The sequence below is a fragment of the Streptococcus sanguinis SK1 = NCTC 7863 genome, assembly GCF_000194945.1.
Classification (GTDB): Bacteria; Bacillota; Bacilli; order Lactobacillales; family Streptococcaceae; genus Streptococcus; species Streptococcus sanguinis.
Map to the genome: position 1 here is coordinate 214,823 of NZ_GL878511.1, position 23,919 is coordinate 238,741.

The following is a 23,919-nucleotide window of genomic DNA, read 5'->3' on the forward strand; positions in this document are numbered from 1 at the left end:
ATATCTTTAAGCCTTGTCTTGCTGATCCCTTTGATACCAAAGATAGATACTGTAAGCCGCCATCAAGATATAGCCTAGGAAAAAGAGGGGATTTTCCGTCCCCTTGCCCAGGAAAATGCCTTCACCAATGGTATTGATGGCCCCGTGGAAAAGAACACAGTAAAGGATGGACTGACTGACCTTGTAAAGAGCCGCCAGCCAGAAACGGGCGAGCAGGCAGGCGGCAGTAAAGAAGAGGGGCAGATGCCAGACAGCCCAGATTAACCCAGTTGTTACAGTTGCTAAGGGAAAGGGCAGGATCTTCTCCAGACTTGGCTGCAGGAAGCCCTGCCAGCCAATCTCTTCATTGCCGCCTGTCAGAAGAGTCGTCATGAGAAAAAGCAGAGCAATCCTGAGGGGGCTAAAACCAGGCAGGAGCGGACTCCAAAAGACTATGGAAAGGGTATAAAGAATTGTCAAAATCAAGAGATGGACCCAAGTCCTTTTTCGGGCCGATCCGATAGAAGCCAAGAGCTCCTTGAACGATTTTCCTAAGACCAGTTTGGCTCCAATGGCCGGGCCAAAAACACCAGCGATGGTTAGGACCTGGGAAATAATAGGAATCCTCAGGAAAGCCGAAGCCAGCCAGGCAGACCAGCTGATACCAAAGGTCCAAAGCAGAAACATTAGAATTTGCTTAACAGATGAGGAATCTTTATAGTTTCTAGCTTGCATCTTTCTGAACTCCTTTCCGGTTGCCCTTCCAATACCACCAGCCGACCAGCAGGGCGGTCATGACCAGATTAGCAGCCTGGAAGCTGAGATACCTTCCGCCATTTGTAGCACTGCCGACAATCGTCGCCTGAGCAAAGTTAATGCAGCCGTGAAAGACCATGCAGGCAAAGACAGAGGCCGTCTGCTTGTAGAGAACCGCCTGACAGAAACAGAGCAAGATACCAAAGGAGAGATAGAAGGGCAAAGAAATCTGACTTTGACTCGTTCCCGGAATCAGCCAGAGGGGCAGATGCCAGGCCACCCAGACCAGAGCCGTGATGACAGTTGCCAGAGGGAAGGAGAATTTTTTCTCCAGAGCCGGCTGCAGGAGGCCCCGCCAGCCCAGCTCTTCATTCCCGCCCCCAGCAAAGGTGACAAAGGTACAGCCCAGAGGAAACATCAGAATGGCATTGAGCGGCGGTAATACAGGATTGGCGATAAAAAGGGTCAAAACCCGAACCAGACAGAAGACCAGCATGTAAATCCACCAGCCCTTAGCATGAGAAAAGATAAAGTCCAGCATCTTCTTAGGATGAGAAATTTTGAGGCTGATAAAAGTTCCCAAGGTCGGTCCGAAGCCCCCGATGAAATTGAGAGCAAAGCCCAAAGGATCAGCCCCGCTGGTCAGCTTCAGGGCGGTTAAAATATACTGAAGCAGCCAGGATCCCCAGGTAATGCCAAAAGTCCAGGCCAGAAAGGGCAGGATATGCCTTGTCTCTGGCTCTACATGTGTTTGTGTGTTCATACGATAACTCCTTATCAAATGTAGAATAGTGAAAAGTCATCCGAAAACTGGTCAAAAGCATCCTTTACTTTCAGTCTTTCAGATGATTGCCTGTTTTGAAACGCAGATTTTTAAAATCCGACCATTCGGTTTGTTTTATTATAAAAAATAAAGACCTGCGCCAAATAGAAAACATAGTCTTTTAGTCCTTGCCTAAAATAAAAAGCAAAGATAGACTAAATGATGCTAAAAGCTACGCCAGCACCGTCTAGCTGCTTTTAGTTTCTAAGTTGTCCTGACTCTGATGCTTAAAACAGGTCATCTCTCTGCTACTTGCTCCTTTCTTGATTTTGCAATCGCCGGATATGCCAGAGATTGGAGGCAAGACTCAGACCCCCTACTGCCATAATACCCAGTCCTCGCCAAGGGCTAAAGACAGAAGTCAGCAAGCCACCAGCAAGGACAGCATATCCAGCTTTGACTCCCCACTTAGAATAGCGTATGCCATTCTCACCCTGTGTTATCTTTTCTAGCCACACCTTACGTTTTTCTGCCTGCTGCTGCAAAAACTCTTTCTGACCTTCCCGCTGTCGATCCAGCTCCTGATTCAACTTGAGGATGTGCTCGCTTGTTTTTTCTACTACAGATTTCTTCATTTCTGCTCCTTTCTTTTTAAAAACCGACCGGACGGTTTTTTATTTTATAGACACAGTATAACAGACACAGAAAACTTTGTCCAGTATTTTTTCAAAAAAGATTATTTTTAGTCAATGAAAATCATCAGACAACTTAGAAGCTCGTCACAAGCAACTCTCTCATACTAAAAGCTATATCTAAAAAAGCCCGGTAACGAACCAAGCTTTTATCTTTATTCAAACCCCGTCACTGTCAGTCCTAGCAGTCGGATACCTCGTGGTTGTTCTTCCAAGCTATCGTATATCTCATGCGCAGTTCGCTCGATTTGCTCCTTGTCTCGAGTGGCTAGATTCAAACTTTTCCTTTTAGTCAAGGTGGAGAAATCGGCATAGCGGATTTTCAGAACGATGGTTCGTCCTTTCTTATCATGCTTAGTCAAGCTATTTTCTACCTTCTGCGCCAGCAAGGTCAGCTCTTTCTTGATATCCTCCTCACTATAGAGCAGTTTGGCATAGGTCCGCTCTTTCCCAATCGACTTACGGATGCGATTGGATTTGACCGGACTATTGCTGATGCCACGCGCTTTCCGGTAGAGATCAAAACCAAAGCGGCCAAACTTATCAATTAAAGTCATTTCCGGTATCTTGAGTAGATCTGCACCAGTATAAACTCCCATTTCATGCAGTTTTTCAACGCCCTTCTTACCAACTCCATGAAACTTGGCAATGTCCATAGGCGCCAGAAAGGCCTCAGCCTCTTCGGGTAGAATAACAGTCAGACCATGAGGCTTCTCATAGTCACTGGCAATCTTGGCCAGAAACTTATTATAAGAAACGCCTGCCGAAGCTGTCAGATGGAGTTCATTCCAGATATCGTGCTGAATCAGCTTGGCTATTTTGACTGCGGATTTAATCTCTAGCTTGTTTTCCGTTACATCCAGATAAGCCTCGTCGATACTCATTGGCTCAATCAAGTCCGTATAGCGTTTGAAAATCTCTCGGATCTGCAAGCCGACCGCCTGATATTTTTCGTAATTCCCCGAGATAAAAATGCCCTGCGGGCAACGCTCATAGGCTTCCTTGGAACTCATAGCCGAATGAACTCCGAACTTTCTGGCCTCATAATTGCAGGTGGAGACGACACCACGACCGCCAGTCAAGCGTGGGTCGCTGCCGATGATGACCGGATGCCCCTTTAACTTAGGATTATCCCGCTCTTCCACCGAAGCGAAAAAAGCGTCCATATCAATGTGGATAATCTTCCGAGATGTATCGTTAATCAGTGGAAAAATCAGCATGCCTCCTCCTTTCTCCTACCATAAATTTCAGCTTATGAGCTTTCACAAAGTCGGCCCTTTTTGCTCAAATAAATCTGAAACAGTTTTTTGTTCTTGTAAAAAGTATTTTAAAAGTAAGATTCTTTGTCAGTAATTTTTATATGACATTTTAATTACTTTTATTATAACTTTTTTACCCATTTTTCCAAAATATTTGAAAAGAGTTGTGTTTTTCAAATCTATAGTACACATCCGCGACTTTTTACTTTCTGTATTATAAAAGAAAGTCTTTCTTTCTGCCGAAAATGGTTTGTGAAACCGATTACCGTATGATATACTTTACTTATAAATGTAACAGTTTATGTTGCTAGAATAAAGAGGAAAATCAAATGGTTGTAAAAACAGTTGTTGAAGCTCAAGATATTTTTGACAAAGCTTGGGAAGGCTTCAAAGGTGAAGACTGGAAAGAGAAAGCAAGTGTTTCTCGCTTCGTTCAAGCTAACTACACACCTTATGATGGAGATGAAAGCTTCTTGGCAGGTCCTACTGAGCGCTCACTCCACATCAAGAAAATCGTAGAAGAAACAAAAGCTCACTACGAAGAAACTCGTTTCCCAATGGACACTCGTCCAGCATCTATCGCTGATATCGACGCTGGTTACATTGACAAGGACAACGAACTGATTTACGGTATCCAAAATGACGAACTCTTCAAATTGAACTTCATGCCAAAAGGCGGTATCCGCATGGCTGAAACTACTTTGAAAGAAAATGGATACGAACCAGATCCTGCTGTTCATGAAATCTTTACTAAGTATGTTACAACAGTAAACGACGGTATCTTCCGTGCTTACACTTCTAACATCCGCCGTGCTCGTCACGCCCACACTGTAACTGGTCTTCCAGATGCTTACTCACGCGGACGTATCATCGGGGTTTACGCACGTCTTGCTCTTTATGGAGCTGACTACCTCATGGCTGAAAAAGTTCGCGACTGGAATGGTTTGACTGATATTGACGAAGAAACAATCCGTCTGCGCGAAGAAATCAACCTGCAATACCAAGCACTTGGTGAAGTTGTAAAACTTGGTGACCTTTACGGAGTTGATGTTCGCCGTCCTGCTTTTGACGTTAAAGAAGCTATCCAATGGACTAACATCGCCTTCATGGCTGTCTGCCGTGTTATCAACGGTGCTGCTACTTCTCTTGGACGTGTGCCTATCGTTCTTGACATCTATGCTGAACGTGACTTGGCTCGCGGTACTTACACTGAATCAGAAATCCAAGAATTTGTTGATGATTTCGTTATGAAACTTCGTACAGTGAAGTTTGCTCGTACGAAAGCTTACGACCAACTTTACTCTGGTGACCCAACCTTCATCACTACTTCTATGGCAGGTATGGGTAACGACGGCCGTCACCGTGTTACAAAGATGGACTACCGTTTCCTTAACACACTTGACAACATTGGTAACTCTCCAGAGCCAAACTTGACCGTTCTCTGGACTGACAAACTTCCATACTCATTCCGTCGCTACTGTATGCACATGAGCCACAAGCACTCTTCTATCCAATACGAAGGTGTAACAACAATGGCTAGAGATGGTTACGGTGAAATGAGCTGTATCTCATGTTGTGTATCTCCACTTGACCCTGAAAATGAAGAACAACGCCACAACATCCAATACTTCGGTGCTCGTGTAAACGTTCTGAAAGCCCTTCTGACAGGTCTCAATGGCGGTTACGACGATGTTCATAAAGACTACAAAGTATTTGACATCGAGCCTATCCGGGACGAAGTTCTTGACTTCGAATCAGTTAAAGCGAACTTTGAAAAATCTCTGGACTGGTTGACCGACACTTACGTAGATGCTTTGAACATCATCCACTACATGACTGACAAGTACAACTACGAAGCTGTTCAAATGGCCTTCTTGCCAACTTACCAACGTGCTAACATGGGATTCGGTATCTGTGGATTTGCCAACACTGTTGATACCTTGTCTGCTATCAAGTATGCAACTGTTAAGCCAATCCGCGACGAAAACGGCTATATCTACGATTACGAAACAATCGGTGATTACCCACGTTGGGGTGAAGATGATCCTCGTTCAAACGAACTGGCTGAATGGTTGGTTGAAGCTTACACAACTCGTCTGCGCAGCCACAAACTGTATAAGAATGCAGAAGCTACTGTGTCTCTTCTGACTATCACATCTAACGTTGCTTACTCTAAACAAACTGGTAACTCACCAGTTCACAAAGGAGTTTACCTCAACGAAGATGGCAGCGTGAACTTGTCTAAATTGGAATTCTTCTCACCAGGTGCTAACCCATCTAACAAGGCAAAAGGTGGCTGGTTGCAAAACCTTAACTCTCTTGCTAGCTTGGACTTCAGTTACGCAGCTGACGGTATCTCATTGACAACTCAAGTATCACCTCGTGCGCTTGGTAAGACTCACGACGAACAAGTAGACAACTTAGTTACTATCCTGGATGGCTACTTCGAAAACGGTGGTCAGCACGTTAACTTGAACGTTATGGACTTGAAGGATGTTTACGACAAGATTATGTCTGGTGAAGACGTTATCGTTCGTATCTCAGGTTACTGTGTAAATACTAAGTACCTCACTCCAGAGCAAAAAACTGAATTGACTCAACGTGTCTTCCACGAAGTGCTCTCTATGGACGATGCTTTGAGCTAATAAACGACTAAGGACTTACAAACCATTTGAAAGAAGATTGGAAATCTCCAATCTTCTTTTTTGTATTTCAGACTTCAAATGGCTGCTAACTTGATGAAATTTTTAAGAGTCTTTATGGTATAATGGTTCTATTGCTATACTAGGAAAAGGACTGGGGAAATGACAGAGAAAGGTATCAGGGAAGAAGCCAAAGATTTCAATCTGGCGGTAGATGTCATCATGCTGGCTGGGACACTGCTGCTACAGAGCGGATCCGAGACTTATCGGGTGGAAGACACCATGATTCGTATCGCTCATTCGCAAGGGATTATCGACTGCAATGCCTTAGCAATGCCAGTAGCTATTTTCTTTTCGATTGAAAATACAAATGTCTCACGTATGAAGCGCAATCTCAAGACCAACTACAATATCGAGAAGGTCTGCGATGTCAATCAGGTCTCCCGTCAGTTGGTAACAGGAGAAATCAGCCTTCAGGAGGCTTTTGATGAGCTGAATCGCCTCAAAGTCAAGGAACTGCCCTATAACAACAAGCAGCTGATCGCTGCCGCAACGCTCAGTGCTCCCTTCTTCTCCATCATGTTTGGCGGAAACTTCTACGATGCTTTGGGGGCTGCCATTGCCACCTTCTTTGGCTTTGCTTTCTCTTTGTATGTGGACAAATATATCCGCATTCCTTTTGTGACAGCTTTTGCCGGAGCCTTTGTCTTTGGACTGCTGGCTCATATCTGGACGCGCTATTCCGGTTTTAACTCCACAGATGATTTGATTATTGCGGGCTCTGTCATGCCTTTTGTGCCCGGCATTGCTCTGACCAACTCTGTGCGTGACATCATGACCAACCATATCAACTCTGGGATGAGCAAGCTCTTTGAATCGCTCCTCATCACTCTTGCTCTCGGTGCAGGTACCTCTGTCGCCCTCCTTATTATGAAATAAGCCTATGACAATCTTGACTTTCTTACTGCAAGCCGTTGCCAGCCTGCTGGCCATCATTACCTTTTTAATCGTTCTAAACGTCCAGCGTAGTATGCTGATTCCTGGCGGAGTGCTGGGCATGGCTATTTGGCTGCTCTATCTCCTGCTCAAAGGACCGACCAACGTCATTATAGCAACCTTTGTGGCTGCTATCATTGGTTCCTGCGTCAGCCAAATTCTCAGCATCATCTATAAAACGCCCGCTGTTGTTTTTATTTTGGCTATTCTAGCGCCTCTGGTCCCAGGCTACATTTCCTATCGGACGACTGCCTTCTTTGTCACTGGTGATTACAGCCAGGCCATGATTCACGCCACTCTGGTGGTCATTCTAGCCTTGGTCATCTCAATTGGCATGGCCAGCGGCACCGTCGTACTCAAGATCTATCACTACTTAAAAAAGCGCCAAACCAAACTCACAGCAAATAAACAGTAGAGCCATCTGCTGTTTTTCTTTTGGAAAATACATCTTAAGCCTGATTTAGCTGAGATTAGATGTTTTTGTAAGAGTTTTATTCCTAAGTATGGTAAAATAGTTTTCGGAATATACTAGAATAAAAGGATTTAAAGAGGTCTTATAATGACAATCGGAATCGACAAAATCGGTTTTGCGACCAGTAATTATGTTTTAAAATTAAATGATTTAGCGGCAGCCCGTGGAACTGACCCAGACAAGCTTAGCAAGGGGCTCTTACTCAAGGAACTAAGCATTGCTCCTCTGACTGAGGATATTGTTACCTTGGGAGCGGCGGCAGCAGAACCCATCCTGACAATAGAGGACAAAGAAAAGATTGATATGGTCATCGTGGCTACTGAGTCAGGGATCGACCAGAGCAAGGCGGCAGCCGTTTTTGTCCACGGCCTTTTGGGCATCCAGCCTTTTGCCCGCAGCTTTGAAATTAAGGAAGCCTGCTATGGAGCTACTGCTGCACTGGACTATGCCAAGCTCCATATCGAAAAACACCCAGACAGCAAAGTTTTGGTATTAGCTAGCGACATTGCCAAGTATGGAATCAATACACCGGGCGAGCCAACTCAGGGAGCGGGAGCTATTTCTATGCTGATTAGCAGCAATCCCCGTATCCTCGCTTTCAATGATGATAATGTGGCCCAGACACGCGATGTCATGGATTTTTGGCGCCCAAATTACTCGACAACTCCTTATGTCAACGGGCTCTATTCAACCCAGCAGTATCTGGATAGCTTAAAGACAACTTGGACAGAGTACCAGAAACGCCACAAGCTAGCTCTCAAAGATTTTGCAGCCTACTGCTTCCACCTGCCTTATCCAAAACTGGCCCTTAAAGGCCTCAATAAAATCATGGATAAAAGCCTACCTCAAGAGCAGCAAGATCAGCTTAGAAAGAACTTTGAAGCCTCCATTCTTTACAGTCAAAAGGTTGGAAATATCTATACAGGCTCTCTCTTCTTAGGTCTTCTGTCTCTTTTAGAAAACTCTGACAACCTCAAGGCTGGTGAACGGATTGCTCTTTTCGGCTATGGCAGCGGGGCTGTCTCTGAAATCTTTAGTGCCAATTTGGTAGAGGGCTATGAAAAGCATCTATCCAAGACACGCCTAGAGGAATTAGACCAGCGTCAGACTCTTTCCATCTCAGACTACGAGCGCATCTTTTTTGAAGAAGCTGAGCTGGATGCGGAAGGCAATGCCCGCTTCTCTGGCTATGAAGACCAAAGCTTTGCTCTGGCGGAAATTGCAGAGCACCAGCGTAAGTACATCAAAGTTGAGAAATCATCATGAAAGTAAACTGGACTGGATTTTCCAAAAAAACTCCTGCTGAGCGGCTGCAGATGCTGAAAGAAAAGGAACTTTTACAAGATGAACATTGGCAACTGCTAGACAGTCAGCAGACTTTGCCTTTGGAAACAGCCAACCAGATGAGTGAAAATGTGCTGGCCACTCTAGCCCTACCCTACTCTCTGGTGCCAGACTTTCTGGTGGATAGTAAGACCTATCAAGTTCCTTTTGTGACAGAAGAGCCATCTGTGGTAGCAGCGGCTAGCTTTGCCGCTAAGATTATCAAACGTTCAGGCGGATTTGAAACCGAGGTTCACAAACGCCAGATGATTGGGCAAATTGCCCTCTATCAGGTCGAAAAGGTCGACCAAGCCATCAAAGATATTCTCAAAAAAAAGAAAGAGTTGCTGGAGCAGGCCAACCAAGCCTATCCATCGATCGTTGCCCGTGGTGGCGGTGCTAGAGATCTTTGGCTGGAGCAAAAGGATGACTTCCTCATTTTTTATCTGTCTGTAGATACGCAGGAAGCTATGGGAGCCAATATGCTCAACACCATGCTAGAGGCTCTCACCCTTTCTCTGGAAGAGCTGACTGGCGGTAAGAGCCTGATGGCTATTCTGTCAAACTATGCAACAGATAGCCTTGTAACAGCCCGCTGTGTCATCGACTATCGCTTTCTCAGCCGGGATAAGGCTGAGGCGGAACTTCTTGCGGATAAAATGCAGCTGGCTAGCAAGCTAGCCCAGATTGACCCTTATCGAGCGGCTACCCACAATAAAGGTATCTTTAATGGTATTGATGCTTTGGTGCTAGCTACTGGAAATGACTGGAGGGCTGTAGAAGCTGGTGCACATGCCTATGCCAGCCGAGAAGGAAGCTACCGTGGCCTCTCTACTTGGACGGCGGACCCAGACAAACGCCAGCTTCATGGTCAGATGACCCTGCCCATGCCCATTGCAACTAAGGGAGGCTCCATCGGCCTCAATCCCACAGTGACAGCCAGCTTTGACTTGCTGGGGCAGCCTCAGGCTAAGGAATTGGCTTCCCTCATCGTATCAGTCGGATTGGCACAAAACTTCGCTGCCCTCAAAGCTCTAGTCAGCACTGGCATCCAAGCAGGACATATGAAATTGCAAGCCAAATCTTTAGCATTGCAGGCTGGAGCTCAAGGCGAAGAAATTGCTGCTGTAGCCAATCGCTTAACAGCCATGAAGACTTTCAACCTCGCTGCTGCTCAAGAAATACTAACTGACTTACGAAAACAGGACAAGTAAAAAGGCCTTAATGGCCTTTTTTTATGTCTTTATGCTATTTATTGAATCTGTTCCTGAGCTTCTTTTAGCCGACCGTAGAGTAGATAAGGTACACTCTTTAATTCTTGCAAGTTTCGGCAAGATAGGGCGCACATGACAAGCCGCAAATCCGATTTCCAGCCTTCTACAATATCAATAACCTCTTCCACTGAGTGATTTTCCACCAAGTCCAACATGGCGCGAGAAAGGCCAACCGACTTGGCTCCTAAGACCAGAGCTTTGATTATGTCTAAAGGATGGCGGACACCTCCACTAGCCAAGAGTTCGACCTCATCACGAAGTGGCTGAAGAGCTAGCAGACTTTGCAGAGTAGATTGACCCCAATCATTAAGGTAGTCACGATTGCCACCCCGCTGATTTTCAATATAGGCAAAGCTAGTGCCACCCCGGCCGGAAATATCAAAAGTCTGAATTCCAAAGAAGCGCGCTTCTTCGACAGTAGAGCGATCCATGCCAAAGCCAACTTCTTTAAGAATTAGAGGGACTTCTAATCGCTGACTATAATCTGCCAAGTGCTGGCGCCAAGAACGAAACTCCCGCTCGCCCTCTGGCATTAGCAATTCCTGCATGAGATTGACATGGACCTGCAAAAAGAGGGGCTGTAAATCAGCTACTGCTTGCTGGGCGGCTTGATAAGGCTTGTCCAAGCCGATATTGGTAGCCAGTAATAAATTAGGCAGACCAGCCGCCACCCGATAGGAAGGATCAGAAGGATTTTTCAAGGCTGCGCTGTAAGAGCCAGTTACAAAAAGAAGGCCACAACTTTCAGCTACTTGAGCCAGCTTTTCATTGATTTGACCGCCTTTTTGGCTGCCGCCAGTCATGGCATTGATGTAAAAGGGAAACGCCCAATCACGGCCAGCAAAGTGAGTAGATAGGTCAATCTCTGCCAAATCGTACTTGGGCAGAGAACGGTGAATCAGCTCCATTTCATCAAAACTGTTGTAACCCAGACGCTGCTCTAAGGCGTATTTGATATGGTCATCCTTACGATTCTGGCTCATCATGGCCCATCCTTTCTCTGTATAATAGCTCAATGCCAGCTGCTTGCCAGGCTTGAATCAGTTGCTTGCTAGATGTGACATCAAAGCTGAGAGCAATCCCACAGTCGCCACCGCCGGCACCACTGCTCTTAGCCACACAGTTCAGACCCTCTGCCGCTTCTTTTAAGACTTTCAACCTGTCTGTATAAATAGCTGGGCTGAGCCTTTCTAAGAGCTGGCTAGCCTTTTCCAAACTGGACTGAATAGCAAGCTTCTCTCTTGCTAATAAAGCTCTCTCCAAAGCATCAACCTGCGTCCTGCTTCCTGTCAAAAAGGACTCTGAAATAGCTGACTTGACCTGATTGACCAAGTCCTTAGAGATAGCCGGCTGCTTGGTCCAGCCAACTAGAAAATCCATGGCTAAGCGAGGCTTAATGCTGCGAATTTCAAAACCCCAATCCTCTGCTAACAGCTGTAGCAAATCAACTTTGTCCATACGCTTACGGATCAGTTCTCTATCAAAAGACCGGTAGTAAATCAGGTCTTCATAAGCAATGCAGGCTAGATCTCCCATGGAGCCATTGTCCCCTCGCTTTAGGAGGACGTAGGAAGCCAGCTTAAAGAGTAACTCTGGCTCCAAGTCCAGCTCATAAAGCGCCGCCATGGCCTTGAGAGTCAGAATAACCACACTACCGCTGGAGCCAATCCCGAACTTCTTACCGTCCCTTTCCATTTTGCCACTAATCTTTAGAGAAAAGGGCTGAAGTTGGTAGTCTAAGGCTAGCAGATAAGTGTTCATAGCCCCTACCGTCTCCTGAATCAAGGCATAATCAGGGTCTGACTCTAGGTTAGCGCTGTGTTCAAACATATCTGATGTCAAGCGATAGGCGGAGGCTGCCTGGATTTCCCCCGTCATATAGATGGGAATGGCCTTGATAATGGCTGGCTGGCCGGCCGTCAGCACTGCATATTCACCCGCCAGATAGAGCTTGCCGCAGGTTTGAACTCTTGCACTAACTTTCATCTGACAAGTCCTTTGTTTTGGAGACGATAAGCCGATAGTCCTTCTCAAAAATAGCAACCAGATGATCTAGGTCTTCCTCCAAGCAGAGCACCTTGACATTTGGCCCCGCGTCCATGGTAAAGTAGCAACGTTCGCCTTGCTCCCGCAGCTTTCTGACAGCATCCATAGCTTGGTAAGACTCATCTGTCAGATAAGAGAATGGTGGATAAGCTTTTTCTGTCGTGGCATGCATCCGAAGAGCATTTTCTTCCGTCAGCTGACCAACCTTTGCAAAATCATTGTCTCGTAAATAACCCAGCATGGCCTGATAATCCAGGGCAGACTGGGTAATCCAATCTGGGAAAATGGTGGAAGTTTTAGCACAGAGCTCCATACCGTCGCGGCTGGAAATGGGCTTTTTCTCATCGTGAAGAACCAGCATAATCATGGCTAGCTTCAAATCCGTCTTGACTGGATAAATGGCCCCACTGTCCTTATCCCAGGCCGCTAGCGGACCAAAGAAAGAGCGAGCTGACGACCCTGAAGCAAACTTGGCCAGCTGAGCCAGCTCTTCCGTCTGATAGCCCGTCTGAAAATAAGCATTGCAGGCCTTGACGAGGGCTGACAGACCACTGGAGCTGGAAGAAAGACCCGCAGCTGTTGGCATATTGTTGCTGGTATCAACACGGACAAAACCATCTTCTGGAGAGCGGAAACGGTCAATTATCTTACTGATTTTGGCATGTTCTGCCGGACTTTGCAGCTGACCGTCAATATAAAACTCATCTCCAGTCGCTGTATCCGGCAAAGGACTTAGTTGCGTCTTGGTGTACATATTTTCCAATGTCAGTGAGATACTGCTGGTAGACGGAATCATCTTTTCTGCATCTTTCTTCCCCCAATATTTGACAATTGCAATATTGGCATAGGATTTGACACTTACAGGCTTTCGATCCATGTGTTAATGGCCCCTTTCTCTCTCAATAAGGCGGCTAAGGCCTCCGCCTGACTTTTTTCTCCTACAAGAGCAATGACACAGCCACCCAGACCACCGCCGCTCATTTTAGCTCCCAAAGCTCCGTTTTCAAGAGCTGCCGATACCAGCTCATCTGCTTTCTGGCAAGACACTCCTAGCTTGGCTAGCTTCTCGTGAGCCTTGGTCATAGCTTGCCCCATTGTCATCAAGTCCTTGATAGAAATGGCTTTCTCAAGGATTTTCGTTAAATTCCCTAATTCCTGAAGCAAGGGCAGAGCCTTTTGACCCTGACTTTCTACAGCACGGATAGCTTCGCGGGTATGACCGTGAATGCCAGTATCTGCAATGACTAAAAAGGCATCCAAATCCAGCTCAATTTCACTGAAACCAAAATTGCGGATGAATTTAATAGCCACATCGCTAAGGCAAGTCTTGGCATCAAGGCCGCTGGGATTCATATGGGCAATCATCTCTGCCCGATTGGCTAGAATCTCCAGTGTCTGGTCATCCAGTTCTTCCTCAAAGTAGTCGAAGACCGCCCGAATAGCCGCAATACTGACCGCTGCTGAAGACCCCATCCCCCTCTTCTCAGGGACCATGGACTCCACCTGACAGCGAATCTTAGCTCCCTGACGACCGAGATGTTCTAGACAGGCAAAAACAGCCATAGACAGCGTATCCTCGGCGTAGAGGGTCCAGGCCCGCTCAGACGGAAAGACCTGACAGGTCACTTCAATGCGATTAAGAGGCAGAGAAATGGCTGGATAGCCGTAGACCACCGAATGCTCTCCCATTAAAATAATTTTACTGTGTGCCTTGCCGACACCGATTTCTTTTGTCATATTCTTCTCTTGTCTGTAGATTCTCTCTATCTTATTTTAATATACTTTGGCAAAAAAAGCGATTTTTATTAAGAGAAAATCACTGGGGCTAGAGACCGATATTTATATAGGCAGACATGATAAAACCCCGGGGCTTGCAGCCGGAGTCTTTTAAAGTTCTATTCTTATCAGGTCCATCAGCTGGTTACGATCCAAGATCCACTGAGCCCGCTCGTCTTTTTCATAGGTCCGGTTGGATAGGAAAATAGCCGCCTTTTGCTCCTTGCGATTATACATGATAAAGATTCCCGTGTAGCCAGTATGGTCCAGCCAGCCGCTTTCTAGATTCCAAGCTAGACTGCGTCTTTTGCCAGGCTCTTTGGAAAAATTCTGGGTCAGATTGGCCGCAAAGTCATCCTGCAGATAATGCTCCAGAAATATTTCCAAATCCTTGAGAGTTGAAAATAAGCCAGCACTGCCAGCATGGATGCCTAGAACACGCGCCTTGGGATCATGAACCTGACCATCCTGGACACCGCGAACGGTCGGCACAGCTACTGGAACTGGCCCAAAACCTGTCTCAGTCAAACCCCAAGGCTGGAAAATCTGACTTTGAAAAATCTGATCCAAGGACTGACCGTAGATCTCTTCCAACATAAAGCCCAAGAGCAGAAAATTCACATCCGTATAGCGGAAGGTCTTATCTTCAAGCACGGTCAAATGATTGAGCGCTGATTTCAACTCAGGAGCTGTCAGCTGGTCACGATTGGGAATAAAGGGATCCAGCCCAGATGTGTGGGTCAAGAGCTGACGCAAGGTCACATCTTCTTGATGGAAGGCCGGATAATAGTGTTGCAAGGGTAAATCCAGCTCCAGCTTGCCTTGCTCATACAAAAAGGCTGCCAGAGTACCAACTCCGACCACCTTGCTGACGCTAGCCAAGTCATAGACCAAACCTGCTTGAGTGGCCTTTTTTTCTTGCGGATCAGCTAAACCAAAGTAGAATTCCTGCCACTGGCCAGCTTGATACAAGGCCAGACTAGCACCGGGATAGATACCGTCTTTTAGCTGTTCTTTGATTTTATTGGTGATTTTTTCTAGAGTCATGCTTCAAACCACAATTCAATCTTACTAAAATCCTGACTCAGCAGGAACTTATCTGACTTGGGTACAAAGACCTCGTGTCCTTCAAAGATAGGACGCAGCGCAGCGGTTTCTAAACGATTGACTTGAGCTTTGAGCATAGTCAAGTCCCAAGTTAGGGCATTGTCTGCCTTCAAGTCTTGACCCTCTGCTTCTATAAAGGTCAGAAAGTCCAGCGCATTTTCAATCTTGCTATAAAATTCTTGGGCTGCATTGGCATCAGGCACACGAATTTCTACTGTCTCTATCTCAAATTGACTAAGACCGATGAAGTCCTCTTGCTTTTCAAATTCAGGCGCCTCCGCCACTTCTTGAAGATTTGTTCTATTCTCTTCTGCATGCAGGAGAACTAGGTCACCCTCTGGTGACAGAGCTTCAAAAGCATAGCCTTTCTCTCCTTGATACAGCTTAGTCCAAGCAGGCTTTTGGGCCAATAGAGACTCGATTTCTTTAGCATCTGCAACCTTGACAACGATTCTGGCTAATTTTTTAAGGCCTTTGACTCGCCGCGACCGCATACTGGGTGATTCTTCCAGCTGCAGTTTCTCTGTCTTGGTCTGATCTCCTAAGGACAGAAAAGCAGCTTCCTCTAAAAGAGCCTTCATGCCCAGCTGATTTACAAAAAACTCTTGGTTTAAATGACGATTATTGATTTTTAATACAGGGATAATTCTAATAATATGATTCGCGCTCATAATTCCTCCAAACCATTTTATTGTAATGGATTTTCATCTTTTTGACAAGAAATTATGCGCAAATAAACAATTTTTAAAACAAGAAAGCCTTGGATTTATTGGTAAACGGTCTGAGCAATGACCAAACCCCTAGCGGACTCAAACTCGTACTGCAGATAGGACTGGTAGGTACCGGGCGCGATAATACCACGAATATCCAGAATATCTGTCCCAGCCTGTCCAATAATCGAATCTGCTAGCAGGCAACAGTTGGTCGACAGGACAAAATACGTCTTGAAACGACTGGTTTTAAACTTATATAGCTGCGCTCCTAGTTCATGCTTCAACTTGTAGGAGTATGTTGGCTGCCCATTTTTCAGTTCTGCTGGCGGCTCCCATTCCACCAACAGCTGATCAATTTCAGCCAGGCGCTTCTCAACTGCTTCCTTCTCCTTATCCGTCAAAGCCAAAGAATAACCAAAGAGTGTTTTCTTGCTTTCTTTTTTGCAAAGCTCAATATAAGCGTCTTTAGGAACCTTGAAGAGCACACCATCTCCAATCATACCCTTGCATCGCTCAGAAAAAACATCATAGCTGCCATAAGAAATCACTTGTCCCTGATAGCAAATATCTACATGACCAATGGCCCCTAATAAACTTGTCTTTGAAGTATGAACCAAAACCTCTAAGTCCGACTTTTTCTCTCCACTCTTAACAAGACTATAAACATTTTTACGATCAGAAGCTGCATCCCCCTGAATCAGTCGATTAAAGTGTTCCAGATTTTCTACCGGAATAAAGGCTGCAAAAATAATAGGGAGGTTAATACGAATTTGCCTACGCAGCCGATGTTTTTCACGGTCATTGTCAAAAAAGAGACCATCCCGGATATTGGACATTCCCAGCATCATCAAATAGATTCCCAAAATCAAAAACTGCAAGTGTCCGTCAGTCGCAGGCGAAAGAATACTGGTCAGCCCAATTCCACCATAGAGAACGGTATCAAATAGATAGCGCAAGCCGCCCTTGACATGATTTTGCCGATAAAGCAGATAGGTCACTCCGTAAATAGTGGCAGTCAAGATCTGGTAGCTACCCAAACTGATAATCACAATATTGACAGGCACATCACTGATTCGGTTGAGCCAGCTGATACCCATAGCGACTGCAATCTGAAGCAGACTATGCCAGACAGCCCCTTCTTTCTTATGCGTAAAAACATGAAGAACAATATTTACCAAGCCAACAACCGTCAGATAAAACGAAATAAAATCGAAGGCCAGCTTGGTAAATCTGAAGCCATTGACAATGATAATCAGGCCTAAGACAAGGGCTAAAAGACCAAAGAGTAAGGTTCTGCGGCCACTAATCTTATGATATTTTGATACATGCATCTCCATCTTTACCTTCTCTATCGTTCGAAAAAAGAGTTGAGGAAATCCCCCAACTCTAATCTTATGTGCTTATCCATAGATTGTTTTAAACAAGAGGACCGCTGTGATACCTGCAAGAATCGGTGCCACAACTGGAACCCAAGAATACCACCATTTTGAATCACCCTTGTGTTTGCCCAAAACAGATTCTGGCAGGATGAAGTGGAGGATACGAGGTCCAAGGTCACGAGCTGGGTTCAGTCCTGGTCCAGTAGGGCCTCCTAGAGAGGTTACCAAAGCCATTACTAAGAAACCAAGTGCCAAGTGAGCGACTGAAAGACCAGCTGCAGTATGCGGAGCCACTTGTGCTTTCACAGCTGCATCAGTCAACTGCTGACCAGATTGCTCAATAAATGGTTTCAAATATTGTAACGCTTCTGCCCCAAAGAAATTCTTTGTCAAGCCTAGAGCGGCAAAGAAAAGAACAAAAGAACCAACAAATTCATTGATAAAACCATTGAACAAGGCAGCTTTACGTGATTCAGGTGTGCCATGATCTAGGCTAGAGATAGTAGAGAAAGTACCTAAGATATTGTTAGGATTTTCTGTTTTCAGATAGTAAGGACGGTGGGTCGCAACGACCAAGGCCTGTCCGAAGATAGCTCCCAAAATCTGCGCTGCAATGTATGGCGCAACCTGTGCCCAAGGGAAATACCCGCTGACAGCAAGTCCCAAAGTAAAGGCAGGGTTGATATGGTTACCGGACACATTACCAAACATCAAAGCTGGAATCATAACCCCCATACCGTAACCGACAGCGATGACTAACCAACCGCTCTGATGTCCCTTAGTTCCTTTTAATTCAACGTTGGCAACAGCTCCGTTCCCCAAGACAATGAGGATAGCTGTTCCTAAAAATTCTGTGGCGTATTTAACGACCCATTCGAAATCCATTTAGTGATACTCCTTAAATATTTTTTAGACAAAGTCTATTTTATCAAGTATAATGGATAATGTAAAGGTCATTTTTTATAAAAATAAGAAAAAGAGGGAAGAATATGCGTTTTAATCAGTATAGTTATGCAAAAACGAAACGGGAAAATATGTTGATAGAATTAGCTGAATTAGGCTTTTTTTATGACAGCAATCGCTCTGATAAGGAAAATCTTGAAGATTTTCTTCGCACCAGCTTTTTCACTTATAAAAATACAGATTATCCCTTGAAATCCTGGGCTGCTGACAGCCAAACAGACCTGCTGAGCTTTTTCCAGTCTGACAGAGAACTAACGGCGTCTGTCTTTTACACTGTAGCCTTTCAGCTACTTGAGTTCTCGCCCTTTATTGATTTTACAGATGTTGAGGCCTTTCGCAAAGAAACGGGCTTTCCCATTACCTTTGGAGACTTGTTGGAAAATCTCTACCAGCTGCTCAACACTCGGACAAAAAATGGTAACCTCTTAGTTGATAAGCTAGTCAGCGAGGGGTTAATTCCTGAGGACAATACCCACCACTACTTCAACGGCAAGAGTCTGGCAACCTTTTCCAGCCATGATGCCATCCGTGAAGTGGTTTATGTGGAATCACGTGTGGACACTGATCGAGACGGTCGTCCGGATCTCATCAAGGTCAGCATTATCCGACCCCGCTATCAAGGACAAGTCCCTGCTGTCATGACTGCTTCTCCTTATCATCAAGGAACCAATGACCCTGCCAGCGACAAGGCTCTCCATGATATGAATGTGGACTTAGCAAAAAAAGAGCCCCATCAAATCACAGTACAAGATCCTAAGCTCAAATTGCTCCAGCTGGATTCGCCAGCTCCTGCCCAAGAAGTCTCTGAAGCCGAGGAAAAATTAGGTCATATCGGCACCTACACGCTCAATGATTACTTGCTGCCCCGTGGCTTTGCCAATCTCTATGTGTCTGGCGTAGGAACTAAAGACTCTGAAGGACTGATGACCAGCGGCGACTATCAGCAGATCGAAGCCTATAAGAACGTTATTGATTGGCTCAACGGCCGCTGCAGAGCCTTCACCGACCACACACGCCAGCGGGAAATCAAGGCTAGTTGGTCCAACGGAAAAGTGGCTACGACCGGTATCTCCTATCTAGGCACTATGTCCAACGGGCTGGCTACGACTGGCGTAGACGGATTGGAAGTCATTATCGCCGAAGCTGGGATTTCTTCTTGGTACAACTACTACCGCGAAAACGGCCTTGTCACAAGCCCTGGCGGCTATCCAGGAGAGGATTTTGAATCCCTGACCGAACTGACCTACTCCCGCAACCTGAGGGCTGGTGACTACCTGCGTCATAATGATACTTATCAGCGAAGCCTAGAGCAACAGCGCAAAGACCTAGACCGGCAAACCGGAGATTACAATCAATTTTGGCATGACCGCAACTACCTGCTCCATGCAGATAAGGTCAAGGCTGAAGTCGTCTTCACCCATGGTTCTCAAGACTGGAATGTCAAGCCCCTTCATGTCTATAATATGTTTCGAGCCTTACCGCCCCACATCAAAAAACATCTCTTCTTCCATAACGGCGCCCATGTTTACATGAACAACTGGCAGTCCGTTGACTTTCGTGAGTCTATCAATGCTCTGCTGAGCAAAAAACTGCTGGGTTGTGAATCAGACTTCGAGCTGCCAACAGTCATCTGGCAGGACAACAGTCAAACTCAAAACTGGCTGACCTTGGAAGACTTCGGCGGACAAGAGCAGAAACTTCAGCTCCAACTAGGCCAAGACTGCCAATCTATCCAAAATCAATATCCAGAAGAAGACTATAATCGTTTTGCTAAAAATTACCAAAGCTTTAAGACTGAGCTTTTTGAAGGTAAGGTCAACCAGATTACTCTGGACTGGACCTTGGAAAAGGACCTCTTTCTCAACGGAGCGACCCAGCTCAATCTTCGCCTCAAATCCAGCACCGATAAGGGATTGATTTCTGCTCAATTGCTGGACTTCGGACTAGCTAAACGACACACACCAATTCCTACGCCTATTGAACCTAGAGTCATGGACAACGGCCGCTACTATATGCTGGACAATCTGGTTGAACTCCCCCATACTGAAACGCCTCATCGCGTCATCACCAAAGGTTTTCTCAATCTGCAAAATCGAACCAATCTACTGACAGTCGAAGAAGTCACTCCTGACCAATGGCTGGAATTTTCCTTTGAACTGCAACCAACTATCTATAAGATGAAAAAAGGAGACCAACTGCGCCTCGTCCTCTACACTACAGACTTTGAACATACCGTCCGTGATAAGACCGACTATAAGCTGACTGTAGATTTGAAGCAATCTAGTCTGGATTTGCCAACCATGACATCACATTAATAAAAGAAAAAGGCGCTGAAATTCAGCGCCTTTTCTTTTATCGTAGATTGAGATATTCCTCTGCATATTTTTTATAATCTGGCTTTTCCTTGCGGTTCATAGCAAAGAGCATACTGCCTGTGAGATAGTCATCGTCTGAATCAGGAATTAGCATAATAGCAATGTTTTTATCTTTCTCAGGAAAGACGATAGAAAATGTTCCGCCATTATCTTTCCGAGTCAGGCCGTAATAACTCACTCCATTCTTAAAACCAACTGCATTTTGAGTATACTCATACTCTTCTTCGTTGACAATAATGGTCTTGTCTTTTATTTCAATGGTCTTTTGTTCACCGCTAGCATCCTGTACATTCCATTTTCCCTGAATTTTGGGACTGCTACTGCAGCCAATTAGGATGAAGAGGGATGAGAGCACTACTAACAGCAAAGCTTTTATCTTCTTGTTTTTCAAGTTGTCTTCTCCTTGGTATATAGATTCATGACCATTCTACTATAAAGGCTAAATTTTTGTCAAACCTCTTAGAAATCTTCTTCTTGCCACTTTTCCAAAAAATGATATAATTTGAAGAGTGAAGATTACCAAGGGCTCAGCCCTTGCGAGAGAAAGGAAAGAAAATCTTATGATGAACATGCAAAGCATGATGAAGCAAGCACAAAAGCTTCAAAAACAAATGGAAAAAGGACAGGCAGAACTAGCTGCAACAGAATTCACCGGCAAATCAGCCCAAGATTTAGTCGTCGCTAAACTGACAGGCGATAAAAAGGTAGTCAGCATTGACTTCAATCCAGCCGTTGTGGATCCTGAAGATTTGGAAACTCTGTCAGAGATGACTGCGCAGGCCCTGAATCACGCGCTGGCTCAGATTGATGATGCTACTCAGAAGAAAATGGGCGCTTTCGCAGGCAAATTGCCATTTTAAGCAAGATAAATAACCTTCCAACTTGACTAAACATAAGTCAAGCAATACTCGAACCAGCAAAAAAGACTGAAGAATCTCAGTCTTTTTTGATTTATAGTCATTTTCTCACTAGTCCACTACACAAAATTAAGCAAATCCGCTGCCTTGCTCATCAAAAGCAGGGCATAGTCAGGTTTGTTTTGCAGTTCCTTAATGGAGCTCTGAACCAGCTCTAAATCATCAGTTATCATGCCATCAACACCCAAGCGGAAGGATTTGCCGATACTATCTGCATCATTAATGGTCCAGTCATAAAGCTGCTTATCCGTCGTCCATAGCTTATCGACAAAGTTTTCATCGAGGGTCGAGTACTCCATCGTATAGCCAGAAGCCTGTGTCCGTGGGAAAATAGTATTGTAGGGCAGGATAAAGAAGGTCGGTATGCTCTTATCATACTGGACTGTCTTGTCAATAACCTGATAGTCCAAAGACTGAATCTGGTGGCCATAAACCTTGATATTGGCTCCGTATTGGCTCAGGAAACGGTCCATCATATCAGCTGAGTCCAAGCTGCTGGTCTTGATTTCTATCAAGAGTCTCTGCCCCATCTGATTGGCTCGTTTGAGATAAGCATCAAAACTGGAAATTTTGGCAGTGTGTCCATTTTCTGAAATATCTAAAGCCGTCAGCTCTTGCAGAGTCAGCTCTTGCGGTCTGGCATCAACGCCAGCCAAGGCTTTTAGATTGGCATCGTGCATCATGACAAACTGACCATCCTTAGTCTCCTGAACATCCATTTCGATATAGTCTGGCTTGAGCAGGGCGGTTTTCTCTAGCGACTCAACTGTATTCTGGACACCATTTCCCTGCGAAACCCCACGATGCGAGATGGTCAGAGGGACATTTTCCAAGGGCAGATTGAGATAGACAAAGCCTTCAAGGGCAAAGACAGAGCTAGTGACCAAAAGGATAAACCAGCGCATGAGAGGCAGGCCTTTCCTGTAGCGGTATTCAGACAGCTTACTGTCTGTCAGAAAAGCCACAAACTTAATCAGAAAGTAGGCTACCATGAAGTAATAAGCCAGCTTTATGAGGCAGTAATTGACAACCGCTGCTGTCAAGGCTATCTGATTGGACTGGCCATCCGCATACTGCTGCAACACTAAAATCGGAATGCTGCTTAAAAGAAAGAAGAGAAAGCTCTTGGCCAGTATCCAAAAGAGCTGCCAAGTATAGCGAATCAAGTGCCCCTTGGTCTTCTCCAAACTATACCTAATCGCGTCTCGTAGGCGGAAATGCTCAAAAAAGAGCTTGGGCAGGGCAAACATCAGACGGACAGCTATCAAAAAAAGCAGAAAACCTAAAGCATAGATTGATAATTTCATCCATAAGGCTGTCTTGAGATAGGTCACGATAAATTCTGGAATCAAAATTTTATTCAAATAGTAGATTTTGAGAATTTGCCGCAGAAAGGGAAAGATAAAGCCCATATACAGTGCAATAAAGAGGATCTTACTGGGCCGGGCGTAGCGAATCAGCGAGCCGCTGTCTTTGAAACTTTTCTTAATGAACTGAAAGGCGCTTCGTTCTTCCTCGTCCAGAAGATTGCGGAGCCCCATAAATATCAGTCCAATCTGAAAATAAGCGATAAAGAGATTGGCCGCAAAAAGCGCTAGAAAGGCTAAGCCAACCCAGACATTTGAAGTCAGAACTTTAAAGGCATTCGTATAAGATAAGAAGAGGTAGCCTGTCTGCTTGAGCAGAGTCTCTGCTGCAAAGGAGTTGAAAGGCACCCAGGCCAGCTCCATGAGCATAAAGACTGTGAAAAAGAGCAACAAAATTTTATCAAGATTGCGATAGAGACGTAAAAGTCCCAGTCTTTGTGATTTCATTTTCCTCCTTTATATTGTGAACGATACAAAACTTGCTAAAAAGCAATTCTTATTTAAAACAAGGTTGAGACAGATGTCCCAACCTTATTTTTATTTTCCAAATAAACGTGCCCAGAAGCCCTTGCTTTCCTGCTCCTGCACCTTTTCCTTGGCTTCATCCAACTCCAACAGCAAGGTTTCACGCTCATTCATAGCCTTGGCTGTCAGCTGCTGCTGCTGGTCCAGCTGCTTGTCCTTTTCAGCAATCTGGACATCCTTGATGCGCAACTGCTCATCTTTCTTAGCCAGCTGGCTATCCTTGGCTTTAAGCTGTTCATAGAGACGCACAATCTCAGCATTTTTTTCGTCCACCAAGATTTCCATCAGCTCGCGTTGCTTCACATCTTCGCTAACAGGTTCATCTTCAAAAATAGTTTTCTTATAAATCTCTTCCAGCTTAATCAAGCCGCTGCGGGTCACCACCGTGACTCCTTTTTCGTTCTTTTCCGTATCTTCTGGCGGCAGTGCCTTGACACGATTGTTAATCGCCTGGCGGCTAACTCCAAGAATCTCGGCTAACTCGCTGACTGTCTTTTCAATTGCCATAATTTCCTCAAAAACTTTTTCTAGTTTGTAGATACCTAAATCTTATCATATCAAGCCTTAACTGTCAAATTTCACAATATTTTTTGAG

The 23,919-nt window shown here is 45.2% G+C and carries 22 protein-coding genes; 7 read left to right on the forward strand and 15 right to left on the reverse strand.

The window, feature by feature from the left end:
- Positions 1-6 precede the first annotated feature (6 nt).
- The 4 genes from HMPREF9378_RS00875 to dinB form a co-directional block, all read right to left on the reverse strand.
- Positions 7-714, reverse strand: coding sequence for a CPBP family intramembrane glutamic endopeptidase (locus tag HMPREF9378_RS00875; protein WP_002901507.1), 708 nt, complete (start codon positions 712-714; stop codon positions 7-9).
- A complete protein-coding gene (locus HMPREF9378_RS00870) occupies positions 704-1,498 on the reverse strand; it encodes a CPBP family intramembrane glutamic endopeptidase (protein ID WP_002901509.1) in 795 nt (264 codons plus the stop codon). The genes HMPREF9378_RS00875 and HMPREF9378_RS00870 overlap by 11 nt, the downstream gene beginning before the upstream one ends.
- Before the next feature lie 308 nt (positions 1,499-1,806).
- Positions 1,807-2,133: a hypothetical protein gene (locus HMPREF9378_RS00865; RefSeq protein WP_002914412.1), complete on the reverse strand. Its 327-nt coding sequence runs from the start codon at positions 2,131-2,133 to the stop codon at positions 1,807-1,809.
- A gap of 212 nt (positions 2,134-2,345) precedes the next feature.
- Positions 2,346-3,410 carry a DNA polymerase IV gene (gene dinB / locus HMPREF9378_RS00860; RefSeq protein WP_002914413.1) on the reverse strand — a complete coding sequence of 355 codons (1,065 nt, stop codon included), beginning with the start codon at positions 3,408-3,410 and terminating at the stop codon, positions 2,346-2,348.
- 368 nt (positions 3,411-3,778) lie between these two features.
- Here dinB and pflB point away from each other — a divergent pair, with 368 nt between their 5' ends.
- The 5 genes from pflB (at position 3,779) to HMPREF9378_RS00835 (ending at position 10,096) form a co-directional block, all read left to right on the forward strand.
- Complete coding sequence (pflB, locus tag HMPREF9378_RS00855) at positions 3,779-6,094, forward strand: formate C-acetyltransferase (protein ID WP_002914414.1); 2,316 nt, start codon at positions 3,779-3,781, stop codon at positions 6,092-6,094.
- A 159-nt stretch (positions 6,095-6,253) separates the two neighbouring features.
- Entirely contained in the window at positions 6,254-7,030 is a 777-nt protein-coding gene (locus HMPREF9378_RS00850) for a threonine/serine exporter family protein (protein ID WP_002901514.1), read from the forward strand.
- A 4-nt stretch (positions 7,031-7,034) separates the two neighbouring features.
- The gene (locus HMPREF9378_RS00845; protein WP_002901516.1) at positions 7,035-7,502 is read left to right on the forward strand and encodes a threonine/serine exporter family protein; all 468 of its coding nucleotides are present in this window, start codon (positions 7,035-7,037) and stop codon (positions 7,500-7,502) included.
- Between the two features lie 144 nt (positions 7,503-7,646).
- On the forward strand, positions 7,647-8,825 hold the full coding sequence (locus HMPREF9378_RS00840; protein ID WP_002901517.1) for a hydroxymethylglutaryl-CoA synthase: 1,179 nt from the start codon (positions 7,647-7,649) through the stop codon (positions 8,823-8,825).
- Positions 8,822-10,096: a hydroxymethylglutaryl-CoA reductase, degradative gene (locus HMPREF9378_RS00835; protein ID WP_002901518.1), complete on the forward strand. Its 1,275-nt coding sequence runs from the start codon at positions 8,822-8,824 to the stop codon at positions 10,094-10,096. The genes HMPREF9378_RS00840 and HMPREF9378_RS00835 overlap by 4 nt, the downstream gene beginning before the upstream one ends.
- Before the next feature lie 38 nt (positions 10,097-10,134).
- Here HMPREF9378_RS00835 and fni read toward each other — a convergent pair whose 3' ends face one another.
- From fni to gla, 8 genes are all read right to left on the reverse strand, one after another.
- Entirely contained in the window at positions 10,135-11,142 is a 1,008-nt protein-coding gene (gene fni, locus HMPREF9378_RS00830) for a type 2 isopentenyl-diphosphate Delta-isomerase (RefSeq protein ID WP_002901519.1), read from the reverse strand.
- A complete protein-coding gene (locus HMPREF9378_RS00825) occupies positions 11,123-12,142 on the reverse strand; it encodes a phosphomevalonate kinase (protein WP_002914415.1) in 1,020 nt (339 codons plus the stop codon). The genes fni and HMPREF9378_RS00825 overlap by 20 nt, the downstream gene beginning before the upstream one ends.
- Positions 12,132-13,079 (reverse strand): diphosphomevalonate decarboxylase, encoded by a 948-nt coding sequence (gene mvaD / locus HMPREF9378_RS00820; RefSeq protein WP_002901522.1) that lies wholly within the window; start codon positions 13,077-13,079, stop codon positions 12,132-12,134. The genes HMPREF9378_RS00825 and mvaD overlap by 11 nt, the downstream gene beginning before the upstream one ends.
- Positions 13,061-13,939 (reverse strand): mevalonate kinase, encoded by an 879-nt coding sequence (mvk, locus tag HMPREF9378_RS00815; protein ID WP_002901524.1) that lies wholly within the window; start codon positions 13,937-13,939, stop codon positions 13,061-13,063. Before mvk ends, mvaD begins: the two co-directional genes overlap by 19 nt.
- Before the next feature lie 150 nt (positions 13,940-14,089).
- Positions 14,090-15,025 carry a serine hydrolase domain-containing protein gene (locus HMPREF9378_RS00810; RefSeq protein WP_002901525.1) on the reverse strand — a complete coding sequence of 312 codons (936 nt, stop codon included), beginning with the start codon at positions 15,023-15,025 and terminating at the stop codon, positions 14,090-14,092.
- Entirely contained in the window at positions 15,022-15,756 is a 735-nt protein-coding gene (locus tag HMPREF9378_RS00805) for a CppA N-terminal domain-containing protein (protein ID WP_002901526.1), read from the reverse strand. Before HMPREF9378_RS00805 ends, HMPREF9378_RS00810 begins: the two co-directional genes overlap by 4 nt.
- Positions 15,757-15,851: 95 nt before the next feature.
- A complete protein-coding gene (locus HMPREF9378_RS00800) occupies positions 15,852-17,135 on the reverse strand; it encodes a hypothetical protein (protein WP_002914416.1) in 1,284 nt (427 codons plus the stop codon).
- A 63-nt stretch (positions 17,136-17,198) separates the two neighbouring features.
- Positions 17,199-18,062 (reverse strand): aquaglyceroporin Gla, encoded by an 864-nt coding sequence (gene gla / locus HMPREF9378_RS00795; protein ID WP_002914417.1) that lies wholly within the window; start codon positions 18,060-18,062, stop codon positions 17,199-17,201.
- Between the two features lie 104 nt (positions 18,063-18,166).
- Between gla and HMPREF9378_RS00790 the strand changes: the two genes are divergently transcribed.
- Positions 18,167-20,455 carry a Xaa-Pro dipeptidyl-peptidase gene (locus tag HMPREF9378_RS00790; protein WP_002914418.1) on the forward strand — a complete coding sequence of 763 codons (2,289 nt, stop codon included), beginning with the start codon at positions 18,167-18,169 and terminating at the stop codon, positions 20,453-20,455.
- Positions 20,456-20,492: 37 nt separating this feature from the next.
- Here the strand turns inward: HMPREF9378_RS00790 and HMPREF9378_RS00785 are convergent, their stop codons facing one another.
- Positions 20,493-20,906, reverse strand: coding sequence for a hypothetical protein (locus HMPREF9378_RS00785; RefSeq protein ID WP_002914419.1), 414 nt, complete (start codon positions 20,904-20,906; stop codon positions 20,493-20,495).
- A 169-nt stretch (positions 20,907-21,075) separates the two neighbouring features.
- Between HMPREF9378_RS00785 and HMPREF9378_RS00780 the strand changes: the two genes are divergently transcribed.
- Positions 21,076-21,375: a YbaB/EbfC family nucleoid-associated protein gene (locus HMPREF9378_RS00780; RefSeq protein WP_002919734.1), complete on the forward strand. Its 300-nt coding sequence runs from the start codon at positions 21,076-21,078 to the stop codon at positions 21,373-21,375.
- A 116-nt stretch (positions 21,376-21,491) separates the two neighbouring features.
- Here the strand turns inward: HMPREF9378_RS00780 and HMPREF9378_RS00775 are convergent, their stop codons facing one another.
- Together HMPREF9378_RS00775 and HMPREF9378_RS00770 are read right to left on the reverse strand one after the other, a co-directional pair.
- Positions 21,492-23,246: a glycerophosphoryl diester phosphodiesterase membrane domain-containing protein gene (locus HMPREF9378_RS00775; protein ID WP_002914420.1), complete on the reverse strand. Its 1,755-nt coding sequence runs from the start codon at positions 23,244-23,246 to the stop codon at positions 21,492-21,494.
- Positions 23,247-23,336: 90 nt separating this feature from the next.
- Complete coding sequence (locus HMPREF9378_RS00770; RefSeq protein ID WP_002896624.1) at positions 23,337-23,831, reverse strand: DUF536 domain-containing protein; 495 nt, start codon at positions 23,829-23,831, stop codon at positions 23,337-23,339.
- Between the last annotated feature and the right edge of the window lie 88 nt (positions 23,832-23,919).

Excerpts from the sequence above, each read along its gene's own strand:
- dinB (WP_002914413.1), bottom strand. The coding sequence starts at position 3,410 with ATGCTGATTTTTCCACTGATTAACGATACATCTCGGAAGATTATCCAC.
- HMPREF9378_RS00810 (WP_002901525.1), bottom strand. The coding sequence starts at position 15,025 with ATGACTCTAGAAAAAATCACCAATAAAATCAAAGAACAGCTAAAAGAC.
- HMPREF9378_RS00850 (WP_002901514.1), top strand. The coding sequence starts at position 6,254 with ATGACAGAGAAAGGTATCAGGGAAGAAGCCAAAGATTTCAATCTGGCG.
- mvaD (WP_002901522.1), bottom strand. The coding sequence starts at position 13,079 with ATGGATCGAAAGCCTGTAAGTGTCAAATCCTATGCCAATATTGCAATT.
- HMPREF9378_RS00865 (WP_002914412.1), bottom strand. The coding sequence starts at position 2,133 with ATGAAGAAATCTGTAGTAGAAAAAACAAGCGAGCACATCCTCAAGTTG.
- HMPREF9378_RS00825 (WP_002914415.1), bottom strand. The coding sequence starts at position 12,142 with ATGAAAGTTAGTGCAAGAGTTCAAACCTGCGGCAAGCTCTATCTGGCG.
- HMPREF9378_RS00835 (WP_002901518.1), top strand. The coding sequence starts at position 8,822 with ATGAAAGTAAACTGGACTGGATTTTCCAAAAAAACTCCTGCTGAGCGG.
- HMPREF9378_RS00790 (WP_002914418.1), top strand. The coding sequence starts at position 18,167 with ATGCGTTTTAATCAGTATAGTTATGCAAAAACGAAACGGGAAAATATG.
- HMPREF9378_RS00870 (WP_002901509.1), bottom strand. The coding sequence starts at position 1,498 with ATGAACACACAAACACATGTAGAGCCAGAGACAAGGCATATCCTGCCC.
- fni (WP_002901519.1), bottom strand. The coding sequence starts at position 11,142 with ATGATGAGCCAGAATCGTAAGGATGACCATATCAAATACGCCTTAGAG.
- HMPREF9378_RS00875 (WP_002901507.1), bottom strand. The coding sequence starts at position 714 with ATGCAAGCTAGAAACTATAAAGATTCCTCATCTGTTAAGCAAATTCTA.
- HMPREF9378_RS00800 (WP_002914416.1), bottom strand. The coding sequence starts at position 17,135 with ATGGAGATGCATGTATCAAAATATCATAAGATTAGTGGCCGCAGAACC.
- HMPREF9378_RS00805 (WP_002901526.1), bottom strand. The coding sequence starts at position 15,756 with ATGAGCGCGAATCATATTATTAGAATTATCCCTGTATTAAAAATCAAT.
- HMPREF9378_RS00770 (WP_002896624.1), bottom strand. The coding sequence starts at position 23,831 with ATGGCAATTGAAAAGACAGTCAGCGAGTTAGCCGAGATTCTTGGAGTT.
- gla (WP_002914417.1), bottom strand. The coding sequence starts at position 18,062 with ATGGATTTCGAATGGGTCGTTAAATACGCCACAGAATTTTTAGGAACA.
- HMPREF9378_RS00775 (WP_002914420.1), bottom strand. The coding sequence starts at position 23,246 with ATGAAATCACAAAGACTGGGACTTTTACGTCTCTATCGCAATCTTGAT.
- pflB (WP_002914414.1), top strand. The coding sequence starts at position 3,779 with ATGGTTGTAAAAACAGTTGTTGAAGCTCAAGATATTTTTGACAAAGCT.
- HMPREF9378_RS00780 (WP_002919734.1), top strand. The coding sequence starts at position 21,076 with ATGATGAACATGCAAAGCATGATGAAGCAAGCACAAAAGCTTCAAAAA.
- HMPREF9378_RS00845 (WP_002901516.1), top strand. The coding sequence starts at position 7,035 with ATGACAATCTTGACTTTCTTACTGCAAGCCGTTGCCAGCCTGCTGGCC.
- mvk (WP_002901524.1), bottom strand. The coding sequence starts at position 13,939 with ATGACAAAAGAAATCGGTGTCGGCAAGGCACACAGTAAAATTATTTTA.
- HMPREF9378_RS00840 (WP_002901517.1), top strand. The coding sequence starts at position 7,647 with ATGACAATCGGAATCGACAAAATCGGTTTTGCGACCAGTAATTATGTT.